This is a genomic window from Terrisphaera buseokensis, from assembly GCF_047521145.2.
GTDB lineage: Bacteria > Verrucomicrobiota > Verrucomicrobiia > Opitutales > Opitutaceae > ER46.
In genome coordinates this window covers 6,543,342-6,555,090 of the sequence record NZ_CM134186.1, presented here as the reverse complement: position 1 = coordinate 6,555,090, position 11,749 = coordinate 6,543,342, and the positions used below count along the sequence as shown (strand labels likewise).

5 protein-coding genes are annotated in these 11,749 nt (G+C 66.3%); all 5 read right to left on the bottom strand.

What is annotated here, in order from left to right; genetic code table 11:
• Positions 1-201: 201 nt before the first annotated feature.
• The 5 genes from ACLJEU_RS24680 to ACLJEU_RS24660 all read right to left on the bottom strand — a co-directional run bounded on the left by ACLJEU_RS24680 (position 202) and on the right by ACLJEU_RS24660 (position 11,414).
• Positions 202-3,210 carry a PVC-type heme-binding CxxCH protein gene (locus tag ACLJEU_RS24680; protein WP_414661341.1) on the bottom strand — a complete coding sequence of 1,003 codons (3,009 nt, stop codon included), beginning with the start codon at positions 3,208-3,210 and terminating at the stop codon, positions 202-204.
• A gap of 5 nt (positions 3,211-3,215) precedes the next feature.
• Positions 3,216-6,206 carry a TonB-dependent receptor gene (locus ACLJEU_RS24675; RefSeq protein ID WP_414661342.1) on the bottom strand — a complete coding sequence of 997 codons (2,991 nt, stop codon included), beginning with the start codon at positions 6,204-6,206 and terminating at the stop codon, positions 3,216-3,218.
• 363 nt (positions 6,207-6,569) lie between these two features.
• On the bottom strand, positions 6,570-7,286 hold the full coding sequence (locus tag ACLJEU_RS24670) for a hypothetical protein (protein ID WP_414661343.1): 717 nt from the start codon (positions 7,284-7,286) through the stop codon (positions 6,570-6,572).
• 113 nt (positions 7,287-7,399) lie between these two features.
• Positions 7,400-8,152, bottom strand: a complete 753-nt coding sequence (locus tag ACLJEU_RS24665) for a DJ-1/PfpI family protein (protein ID WP_414661344.1) — start codon at positions 8,150-8,152, stop codon at positions 7,400-7,402.
• Between the two features lie 166 nt (positions 8,153-8,318).
• Positions 8,319-11,414: a TonB-dependent receptor plug domain-containing protein gene (locus ACLJEU_RS24660; RefSeq protein ID WP_414661345.1), complete on the bottom strand. Its 3,096-nt coding sequence runs from the start codon at positions 11,412-11,414 to the stop codon at positions 8,319-8,321.
• Positions 11,415-11,749: the final 335 nt, after the last annotated feature.

Here is an 11,749-nt window from a genome sequence, read left to right as displayed (position 1 = left end):
GCGAGAGGCGAGAGGCGAGAGGCGAGAGGCGAGAGGCGAGAGGCGAGAGGCGAGAGGCGAGAGGCGAGAGGCGAGAGGCGAGAGGCGAGAGGCCTAGGGACTACCGTAAGAAGTCGAGATTTTTCAACTTTCAACCTTCACCTTTCAACTCTCCCGCTCCGCTCTCAACCCTCAACCCCCAACTCTCAACTCAGCCTCTGCCTACGGCTCGTCCTTGCCGACGAGCGGTTGGTTGAGCCGGAGGTAAGCGAACAAGTTTCGGAGTTCGGCCTCGCTCAGGCCGCTCAGGAGGCCGGCGGGCATGAGCGAGCTGCCGAGCGGCTTGAGCGTGGCGACGTCGGTCCGTTCGATTGAGACGGTGAGGCCGGCCATGTCCCGGAGCACGACGCGGCGCGTGTCCTGCGTGGCGACGAAGCCGGAGTGCACGGTGCCGTCCCGCTTCGTGAGCACGATGGGCTCGTAGCCTTCGCGGATCTCAGCGTTCGGACTGACGATGGCGAGCGCGAGGCTGGCGACGTCATCGCGCTTGAACGACGTCAGGTCCGGACCGATCTCGCCGCCCACGTTGAAGAGTCGGTGGCATGCGGCACAGCGCTGCTGGAAAAGCGCGCGGCCCTGGTAGACGTTGCCCGCGCCGACGCGCACGGCCGCCACGAGCCGCGCAATCTCCTGCGCATCGGCGGCAGTGGTGACCATGGGCCTGGCACCGAACACGCGCTCCATCCGCGCCATGAGCGCCGGGTCGGCGACGAGGCGCAGCTTCTCCTGCATCTCGACGGGCACGGTCGAGACCGCGATCGTCTGACGTTCGAGCGCGTCCACCAACGCCGCCGCGCTGGTCGGCCGGCTCGTGAGCACGGACAGCGCCACCATGCGTTCCTCGGTGTCGTAACGCGGATAGCCGCGCAGCAACGCCGCGGTGAGTGCGGGCGAATCGTAGGCGGCAGCGGCCCGGAGTGCGGCGCGGACGATCTCCTTCCTGGTGTCGCTGACCAGGGCAACGAGTTTTTCCCCGACGGCGGCCTGGGGCACTTCGCCGAAGGTCGCGATCACGCGCACGCGGTCGACGACCGGTGCCGTCGGATCGGACATGATCACGAGGCCTTGGGCCACAGCAGCGGGCTCGCCCTGACGCAACCGGAGTGCGAGCGACGCCTGGCCGGTGTTTACCAGCGCGGTGACAAGTGCGGCCGGCAACACGGGCAGCGCGCGGCCCTCGAACGCCTGTTCGAAACCCTGCACGAGTTCACGCCGGGCCTTGGCATCGGGAGCAAGGGCGAGGAGCTGCGTGCACGTGGTCCAATCCTCCGCGCCGCCGGCCGCGGCGAAGCGACGCATCAGGCGCGATGCGAGATGCGTGGCGGCGATCGGACGCGACCACAGGGAACCGGCCGCGGTCGGCGTGAAAAGCGCGAGCACGTCGGCGCGATGCGTCGCGCACTGGGCTTCAATCGCCCACCAAAGCTGGAGCGGAACATACGGATCCGTCACGTCGGCATCGTGCGTCAGCAACGCGCCCACGATCGGCAGGCCGATGGCCGCAGGAAACCGTTTCGCGGACGCGGCGAGCTGGCTGCGCACCTCGATGTCAGGCTCGTTCCGGGCAAGCGCGACGAGCGCCTGCGCCGTGGCGGGCGTGGCCGCGCGCGTGTCACCGACGAGTCGCGCCGCCCAGAGGCGAACGAACGGATCGGCGTGGCGAAACAGCTCGCGGGCGAGCGACTCGTCGAATCCCCCGCACAGGTTCAGCGCCCAGAGCGCTTCGAGTGCAGCCTGGCCCGGAACGTTGCGGGTGAGTTCGGCGCGGAGCGGGGCGACGAGCGAGGAGTCGCGCCGTTCACCGAGCACCTGTCGGGCTGTCTCGCGCCACCAGCGATTCTCATGACCCAGCAGCGCGACGAGTTCGGCCGAAGTCTGCCGGCGCAGATCAAAAGCCTTCACGCCGGGCCGGCTGTCGCGTGCGCGCACCCGGTAAAGGCGTCCGTCATCGCGGGTGATCTGGCCTTCGTGATTGCGGTAGTGGTTGATTTGAAAATCGCGCCAGTCCGCGATGTAGATCGCGCCGTCTGGTCCGTGCTTGATGTCGACGGGGCGGAACAGCGCGTCGTCGGTCTGCACCAGCTTGTCGAGGTCGCGCGTTTGGAACGTCGCACCGCGCGGCTGCAGCTCGGTGAGCGAGAGGTAGTGATTCATCGGATCGATGCCGATCAACTTGCCCCGATAGCGATGCGGCAGGGCCGCGCCCTCGTAGATGATGAAGTTGTGGGTGTAGCGCGGGACCTTGGCGTGCGCCATCGCTGGAAAATAGCCGAACGCGTACGGGTTCGAGAGATCGCCGTGTTTCTCGAAACCCTTCCGCAGGTAGGCGCCCTGGGCGTAGTGAAAGCCGCGCGTGTCGCCGCCATTGTGGCCCGAGAACACGCGGCCCTGGGCGTCGATTTCGCAGCCGAAGGAATTTCCGCCGCCCTCGGCAAACACCTCGAACCGGCGCGAGCGCGGCTCGTAACGCCAGATGCCCTGTCCGACCATGTGCGCGATCGGCGCGCTATCGAGGCCGGGGCGCACGATGTCGCACGTGACGGTCGAACCGACCGCGCCGTAAAGCCAGCCATCGGGGCCCCAGCGCAGCGAGTTTGCGATCGAATGCGTGTCCTCGATCCCGAAGCCGTCGAGCGCGACCATGGGCGGCCCGTCGGGCACGTCGTCGTGATTGGCATCCGGATACCACAGCAGCTGCGGCGGCGAGAGCACCCACACGCCATCGCGATCGCGACAGACGGCGGTGGTGAGGTTCAAGCCGTCGACGAAGGTGGCGACCTTGCTGAACGAGCCGTCGCCCTTTTCGTCCTCGAGAATCACGATCCGATCGCGGCCGCGAAACGCCGCCTTCTCCGGCGTGTCGTAGGGTGGTGCCGGCTTCTTCCGATCGTAGCGCACGCGCCAGATGCTGTCGCGCGCGGCGATCGTCAGGCCGGCCGGCTCGGGATATTGCAGGTACTGTACGACCCACATGCGGCCGCGTTCATCGAAGTTGAGAAACACCGGTTGCGCGACCAGCGGCTCGCGCGCGATGAGGTCAACCGCGAGATCGTCGGGCGTGCGGAGCGGCGGCTCCACGGCAAGGGTGACGGCGGCGGCCGTCACGAGCGCAAACGACAGGAATGGGAGGAAGTGGGCCAGCCGTCGCGGCTGGCACGGGATGCCGATCATATTACTCAGAGTCGCGAGTTGATCCCGAAGGAGAACAGCGGCGACATCCGTTTGATCTGACGCGGGCGGCCGCCGAAGAACACGGAGCCGGAGTCGGGTTCGTTGAAGATGTTGGCGACGTCGAGGTACAGGTCGGCCCGGCGCGAGAGGTTGAAACGCGTGCGAAGATCGACGGTCCGGCGTGGGATGTTGTACTGGAGCCGGGAGTCGTTCGCGTTGTAGGCGCGGAGATAGCGGCCGGTGTAGTTGTATTGGAGCCGCAGGGTGGCGCGGCCGCGGATATAGGAGATGCCGGCGTTGGCGATGAACGGGTTGAAGCCGGGTACTTCGTTGGTCGAGGTGAGCACGCCGCCGTTGGAGTACTGCCCGGACGACTGCATGCGCGTGTACGTGGCGTGCACGCCGAGCCCGGCCCACGGCCCGCGCAGGAAGCTGAGCTGCTGGTTATAGTTCAACTCGAGGCCCTTCACCTTGGCGTTGCCGCCGTTGTAGCTCGTGATGAGTTCGTAGCCGGCGTAGTTGCCGCCGAAGCCGTTGTCGGCTCCGGTGCCCACTATCGCGCCGCTGGCAGTATAGATGAAGCGGCTGATGTCCTTCTGGAACACGCCAACTGATACGACCCCCGCGGGCTCGAGGTAGTATTCGATCGACGCATCATAGTTGTTTGCGATCTGCGGGAGCAGGCCGGGGTTCGTCGCGGTGATGTCGCGGTCGGTGTCGTCCACCGTCGTGCGCGGCACGAGTTCACCGATGCCGGGCCGGCCGATGTTCTTCGAATAGCTGAGGCGTCCGACGAGATTGCGCGTCGGCGTGTACTTCAGGTGCAGCCCGGGCAGTACGTCGCGATAGCTGCCGCGGCTGCGGGCACGACGCGAGTATTCCTCCAGCGTGCGCCGCCGCAGCTCGGCATCGGTGACGGCTCCCACCCACGCGGCGCGGCGGGCGCGTTCCTCGGGCGTGATCGTGACGAGCGCGCCTTCGCCGTCGGTTTCGGTCTTCTCGATGCGCACGCCACCCAGAACAGACAGTTTGCCGAGTTGGACCTGGCTCATGAGGTAGCCGGCACTGATGCGCTCGTTGAAGTCCTGGTTCCCGTTGGCGCGGGTGGTGATGTTCTGCACGATGTCCTCACGGAAGAGCTCGGGCGACGACGCGAAGATTTGGTCGATGCCCTGACGGCCCTGGCCGGGAAACTGGGCGTAGGGAAGATTGGGATACCGCTTCAGGCGCGTCGGCGGGAGCGGGAAGCCGGAGCCGAACTGCGCGAGATTGTCGTCGTTGCGGCCGGTCGCGGGATTGACGCCCTGCACCCCATCGGGACCGACGTAGCTGGCGCGCCACGACGTGTTGCGCAGCATGCGATCCTGTTCCCGGATCCGCAGGCCCGTCTTCACGAAGAACGGCACGGGCGCGGTGAAACGCTTCGTGAGGCTCGCAGCCGCGCCGCGATAGCGATCCTGGCCGTTGCGCTGGTTGTTATTGTAGACGTTGCTCGTGTAGCTGTCGATTTTCGTCACGTCCGGGCCCTCGGTCTGCACGAGATACGGGAAGAACGGATCGTCGGCGCGCGTGATGGTGAAGCCCACGTTGCGGGCCGTGAACGAAATCTCGCGCGTGCCGGGATAGTCGGTTTCGGAAAACGATTTGTAGACATCGTAGTCGAGGTCGACGGTTTCGTAGCGATGGACGGCACCGAGCTGGAGGTTGCTCGAGTCGTTCATCTTGTTGAGATACTGCGGCCGCAGCGTGACGGTGCTCGCGGCCACACCGCGCACGGCGGTGAAACGGTCGGTGAACCCCGGCAGGATGCCGCCGGTGCCGGTGAGCGCGCCGTTGGCGCCGACGGTCGCGATGGACTGGTTCGTCGCGTAGGTGGCGAGGTAGTCCGTCTTGTGCTCGGCGGAGGCGTTCAGCGAGCCGTTGAGAAAAAACCGCACGCGGTCGTTGAGTTTGTAGTCGAGGCGGAGATTGAGCGCCCAGCGGGTGCGCTCGATGCGCGCGTCCTCAAAGCCGACACTGTAGGTGTACGCCGGACCGGCGGTGCCGTTGGGCAGCTGCTGGTGCGAGAGCGACGATTGATCGAGCAGCGAGACGAACGTGCGGTAACCGGCGTTGACCGCGACGCCGAAGCGGCCGGCGAAGACTTCGGAGTACGAGAGCGAATAGCTGCGCGGCTCGGGCCAGTCCTTTTCGCGCGGATCGGAGGGACGCCAGATCGATCCGAGCGAGGCGCGGATGCGGCGGTCGGGCGAGCTGTCGAACGCGCTCTTGGAAACGAGATTCACCGAGCCGCCGATCGAGTCGCCGTCCATGTCAGGCGTGGGCGACTTAACGACTTCCATGCGCTCGATGGCGTCGGCGTTGTTCTGCTCGAATTGAAACTCGCGCGTCGCACCGGCCGAACCGGCGTCGGCCGCGCGGTTGCCGTTGATCGTGATCGAGCTGAGATTCTGGCTCATGCCGCGAATGCGGACGTAGCGGATGTCGCCGTCGACCGCCTCGCCTTCGACGCCCGGGAGGCGCACGAGCAGGTCGGCGGGATTGCCGGCGAGATCGCCGAAGGCGTCGGCGGACACGACGCTCTTCACGCCGGGCGAGAGGCGTTGCAGCGTGACGGCCTGGGCGTTGCCCTCGCGTTCGCCGGCGACAACGAACTGGCCCATCTTATAGATCGATGCGGTGAGCTTCGCGTCCTGGCGCAGGGTCGCGCCCGCGGTGGCGGTGAGCGGAAACTCAACCGCATCGAGTCCGGTGTAGGAGATCACCAGCACCACGGGCCCGTCCGGCAGCGGCCCGAGTCGGTAGGAACCGAGGCCGTCGGTGACGGTTTCGCGATCCGTGCCGCGGAGGGAGACGCGCGCGCCCTCGAGGGTGCGACCGGTGGCGGCGTTGCTCACGATGCCGGTGATCGTGGCAGTTTCGGCGGCGGCGAGTGCGGACAAGGCGAAGGCAAACGCAGCAGCGGTCCGGCAAAGCAGACGAGGCAGACGGAACATGGACGGGAGGGGTTTGGGTTGGGACAGTTCCACGGACGTGCCGCGGTGGGTAAACTGTGCGCGGTATCCTAGCAGGCCGGGCGTGCCCGCCGCTTGTCGGCGCGGGCGATCGCGTTTGTGATTTCGGGCGATGACCCGAACGCACGCGGGAGTCGTGAGGGAAAGGACGGTCGCGAGCGCAAATTTTCCCGGAAACCGCAGTTGAACCACGGAGGCACAAAAGCACAGAGCAGAAAAACAACGAAACGGATGAACGCCGGACTAGCCCTGGGGTTTAGTCCCTTTCACCAGACGTTTTTCATCGAACAGTTTCTCCGTGGCCTCTGTGCCTTTGGGGTTCAATTCCGCCTGTGGAATCTAGGATTACTTCGACGGCGTGGCCGGACGCGGTGGTGCAACCTTCCACTGCGGGTCGCGGCGCGCGGCGTAAATCCGCAGCCGGCGCAGTTCGTGCGGACTGGTGCCGGTGGCGAGCCACAGCGACGTTTTCGGCAGGCCGAATTTGTCGAACGTGCCGTGCACCGTGACGCCACCGCCATTGGCGAGGGCCGTGTCACCGACGAGTTCCATGCGCAACGCATGCCAGGTGTCGGGCGCCCACTCGGCCAGTTTGCGGCTGACCTGCGTGATGTGGCCGGGCGACCACTCATCGTGTTCCAGCACGAGACCAATCGCGCGGGACTTGAAGTTGACGTTGGCCCAGAGCGAAGCGGCGTAGGCGCGCGGGTTCAGCGTCTGATTGGTCGGCGAGAGGCGGCACCCGGCCCACTTGTCGGGTTCGGTGCGATAACGGAATTCGAGCTCGATGATCACATCGCCAAATGCGCCCTCGAGCACGAGCACGGGGCTGTGCCCGGTCGTCCACGTGCTTTGCACGCCCTCGGCCGTGCGCTGCCAGGTGCCGTGGGCGACGCGCACCTCCCAGCCGTTCTGCAGCGGAAGCTTTTCCTTGGTGTAGGTGGCGTGACGCTGGAAATTCTCCTCGAGCAGCAGCGGGCCTTTGACGGCGAGCTGCGCGGAGACGGAGAGGACGCCGGTGAAAAATCCGAGAGCGACGAGGAGGCTAAGAAAGCGGGGCATGGGGTGGTGGGGTTACGGCCGATGCCGCGCATCCTACCACCTGCGCGCTGCGCCGCGCTTGTCCGCGCGGGCGATTGCGATTGAAGATTCGGGCAACGCTGCTGCCCTCCGACCTACGCGGTGAGCTGGCGCACCAAGGCGGCGATCATGCGCGGGAGATCGTAGGGGAAGCGTGCGGTGATCAGGTTGCCGTCGACCACGCAGGGTTCGTCGAGCACGGTGGCACCGGCGTTCGCGAGATCGGGATGAATGTTCCAGACGGCGGTGGCCTTTTTGCCCTTCAAGATGCCGGCACTCACCATCACCCACTGGCCATGGCAGATCGCGCACGTGGGTTTGCCGGCTTCCCACATGCCGCGGACGAACGCGCGGGCCAGCGGATCGGCGCGCAGCGCGTCGGGGTTCCAGCAGCCGCCGGGGAAGATGCAGGCGTCGTAGTCGGCGACCGACACCTGATCGAGATGGCGGTCGATCGGGATCCAGCCGGCGTTTTCCATCAGCCGGATCGCGAGCACGTGCGTCGCGCAGTGCGCGGGAAAACGCAGGCCGAGCGTCGGATGAAAGTCCCCAATCCGCGGCGACACCACATGCACCGTGGCGCCGTGTTCGGTGAGCCAGCGGATCGAGCCGGTGATCTCCACTTCCTCGACGCCGTTGGTGCAGCAGATGGCGATCGTGCGGCCCTTGAGCAGGGTCGGATTGGACGGCGGATCGAAGAGAAAGTGGTGCAGCTCGCGGTTGAGCTCGCCGTCGGCGGTGGTCAGCAGTTCCGTTGAAATCGACGGCACCAGCGAGGGCGTCATCAACGTCTGCGAGCGCAGAATCGCGGCGTTGCGAACGGAGGCGGAGTCGGGGGAGGGCTTCATGCGAGGGGAAGAAGAACGGGGTTCGGTCAACGTGACCCGAACGCGGATGGCGGTGGCAACGGAAAAGGTGCACGAGCGATGCCCTGGGACCGCGACCGCCCCCGGTCGCTGCTGCCGAAAGCGACCGGGGGCGGTCGCGCTCCCAACTCCGATCGCAAGACGCCAGCTAGAACTTGATCGAATTCGTCCACGTATACGCCCGCGGCTGCTGGTAGAATGTCGCGTTGATGCCGCTGGTCGTAAGGTAGCCGGTGGTGGCGTTCGGCTGGAGCGCGATGTCGTAGCGGTTGAACAGATTCGCGACGTTCACCTGCGTGCTCCACGCGTAGCGTCCGAACTTGCGGCCGTAGGCGACGATGAGGTTGAACTGCCGCGGCGGCGGCGTGTACAGCAGCGTGCGGCGCAGCGTGAGGGCGTTGGCCGCGGTGACGGGCGCAGCATAATAGTAATATCCGCGCTGCTTCCAGCCCGCGGCGAACGTGCCGCCGAGGCTCAGGCCTTTCAGGAGATGCTCGCCGGTGAAGACGTAGTTGCTCGTGAGGTTGGCGCTGTATTCAGGATAGCCTGACGTCTTGTCGCCCACGCGCGTGGCGACGATCACGCCCGGAGGCGCCACGCCGGACAGCGTCTTGTTGAGCTGCAGATCCGTGATGGGCAGCGCGACGCGGCCGGTGAGGATCGGGCCGTTCGCGTTGATCGCGGCGGCGTTGCCGGTGCCAAGCAGGATGTTGGCGGCGGCGGAGCCGCGGTTGATGGCACCGGAGATGAGATCGGGGTTGGCGAAGTACGGATTCGTCGCGCCGGGCGTGCTCATCATGGTGATGCTGAGCGGCACTGCACCCGGGTCGGTGGCGGCGACGACCGTGGCCTGCGCGGCGTTGGTGGCGGCGCCGTTGACGTAAACGACGGTGCCGTTGCGGTAAGTGACCTGGCCTGCCGCGTTCGCGTAGAACTGATCGTTGTACAGCTGATCGTAGGTGCGGGTGCTGCCGATCTCGCCGTCGTTGTGGGCGGCACTGAAACGCAGGCGCCAGTTGCGCGTGGGCGCGGCCGTGAGGCGCAACTCGAGACCGCGGGTCTTGCGATCGATGCTCACGAAGTTGCTGCCGCCGCTGTTGCCGTTGAGCCCGTTCGGATTGATGGCGGAACCGATCGAGCCATTGATGCCGTAGAGATCGCCCTTCGCGCTGGTCTGGAATGCGGCGAACGTCCCCGAGAGCGTGCCGGCGGCGTTGTTGAGCTTGAGGCCGGCCTCCATGCCGATGCCCTTCGCGGCGCCGGGCGAGTTGCCGAGCGGATCGGTGCGGTTCGCGACGTACGGCGGCATGACCGAGTCCGAGAAATTCACGTACGGGTGCAGCCAGCGCGCCGCGTTCCAGTCGAGGCCGACGTTGTAGTTCATCGGCGTCGACTTGGAGAGGTAGCGGGCGCGCAGGTTGTCGAAATGCTGGAAACGATCCTGGATGTACTCGCCGCGCCGCACGCCCCAGAGCGTGTTGAACCGGCCGCCGAGCCACTCGGTGTAGTTCACGACGTAGGCACCCTTGTTGAAGTATTTCGTCTGGATGTAATTTCCCGCGGTGAACGGCGTGCCGAGCGGATTCGTGGGCGTGACGAGGCTGGCCTGCGGCGGATTCTGCAGGGCGCGCACGTAGTTGACGCCGTTGAGCGTCATGCGATCGCGCGCGGGATTCTGGCTGCCCCACGGATACGGCGTCGGGCCATCGTTGAGCGACCAGCGTTGCTGCGCGATCGGCGTGCGGCCGAGATTGGCCGTGGCGAGCGTGGCGTTGGGCGCGACGATGATGTTCCAGGCGGCGTCGGCCTGGTACCACTGATAGGAAATCTGCCCGGAGTCGGAGCGGAGATAGTCGGCGCCGAGGAGCGTCTGGGTTTTCGCGCGGCCTTGGAAAAGATCCTTCGTGATGACCGCTGCGACGCGTCCGGCCTTGGTGCGTGCCGGCTGCCAGCTGTCGCTCGGCGTGATCGCGCCAGCCCAGTTGTCGGTCGTGTTGTTGCCGGAGCGAGGCGCGAAGAAGGTGAAGCCGGGATTAATGCGTCGGTCGGTATAGTAGTCGTAGCCCGCGGCGAACTGCGTCGTGAGCCAGTCGCGCCACTTCGTTTCGATGGTGACGCTCGAGTAGTCGTTGCTCACCGGCTCCTGCTGCGCATAGCCGGCGGCGAACGAGTCCACGTTGTCCCAGTTCAACTTGCCGTTGAGGATCGCGCCGGCCGGATAACGCGCGCCGGTCTGCGGATTCGTTTCGCCGGTCTGGCCGGTGGCCAACAGGTAGTGGAGTGCGTGGCCGTTGCGCGGATCGCCGGCGGCGGTGAGCGTCGGGTTGGTCGAGAGCCGGCGTCGGTTCATCGTCAACGAGCCGGACAGGCGCACCGTGGTGGGCGCGGTGTTCTGGAAGAAACGAAACGCGAGCTGGCCGTACTGGCCGTTCGTGACGCCGCCGATGTTGACGCGCCGACTGGACGTGCTCTCGCGCAGGAACGCGAACCGAGCGGCGAACCACGTCGTGCCGACGCCCACATCGAGTTCGGCGCGCTTCGAGCCGTATTGATCGACGCGAAACAGCGCCTCGCTTTTCAGGCTTTGGCGGAAACTCTGGCGCGCAAAACGCGCCTGCTTGGAGGTGACGTTGATCACGCCGCCCGCGCCGCCGCCGCCGTAGAGCAGCGCCTGCGGGCCGTTGATCACCTCGATGCGCTCGAGGTCGAAGTTGTCCGTACGGCCGACCGCGGTGGAGCCGGGATTGCCGAACGCGCCGACCGGCATGAAAGAATCGCGCTGCATCGCCGGCGTATTCATGCCGCGGATTTGAATGTAATAGTTGCCGTTGCGATCACCGGGCTGCGTCGAGGTGGTGCCCGCGCCCGCGCCGTCGCTGTTGCCGGTGCCGGCGGAGTAGCCGTTGATCACGTCCTCGACCGAAGTCGCCGCGACATCCTTCATGAACGTCTCGGTGAAGATGTCGGCCGACACCGGCATCTTCTCCATCTCGACATTGAAGCGCGTGATCGAGGCGGAGTTGAGCGCGCCGTAGCTGTTGTCGGGATCGGCCTGCACTTCAAACGCGCTCAACGCGATGACCTCGCCCGCGTTCGCCGGCGCCTTGCGTTGCGCTGCGTTGGCGGGCGGCGCGGGTGTGGGTGTGACGGCCTGCGCGTACGCGGCGGCACCCGCAAGCGTGCAGGTGAGGAAAGCGAGGGTGGCCCGCGAGAGCGTGGCCGAGGAACGAAGCGAAGGAGGCATGGGGTTCATGACAAGGGGGCGGGTGGCGTTGGATGAAGCAGGCTCGACGCCGGTCTGGCGAGTGGACGGAAGACGACGCCGAGACGGCATCGTGCCGGCGCAGTCGCGGAGCGGGGTTTGGGTCAGGTGGCGGGGAAGGTTTGCCGGAGGACGCGGTTGAACGCGTTCTCCGGGCGGGTACGGCCCCGCACGCTAGCAGCTGCGGCCCAATCGGTCTTGTCCGACCGGGCGGTCGAAAGTGGGTTTTCGGGCGAAAGTGCGGCGGGAGCCCTGAAATCGATTTCCGCCCTCGATCTACGGAGCGGCCTTCAGCGATCGATTCCGCGCCTTGATCG

Bases quoted from the DNA above. Each gene is read 5' to 3' on its own strand.
- ACLJEU_RS24680 (WP_414661341.1), bottom strand. From the start codon at position 3,210: ATGATCGGCATCCCGTGCCAGCCGCGACGGCTGGCCCACTTCCTCCCA.
- ACLJEU_RS24675 (WP_414661342.1), bottom strand. From the start codon at position 6,206: ATGTTCCGTCTGCCTCGTCTGCTTTGCCGGACCGCTGCTGCGTTTGCC.
- ACLJEU_RS24670 (WP_414661343.1), bottom strand. From the start codon at position 7,286: ATGCCCCGCTTTCTTAGCCTCCTCGTCGCTCTCGGATTTTTCACCGGC.
- ACLJEU_RS24665 (WP_414661344.1), bottom strand. From the start codon at position 8,152: ATGAAGCCCTCCCCCGACTCCGCCTCCGTTCGCAACGCCGCGATTCTG.
- ACLJEU_RS24660 (WP_414661345.1), bottom strand. From the start codon at position 11,414: ATGCCTCCTTCGCTTCGTTCCTCGGCCACGCTCTCGCGGGCCACCCTC.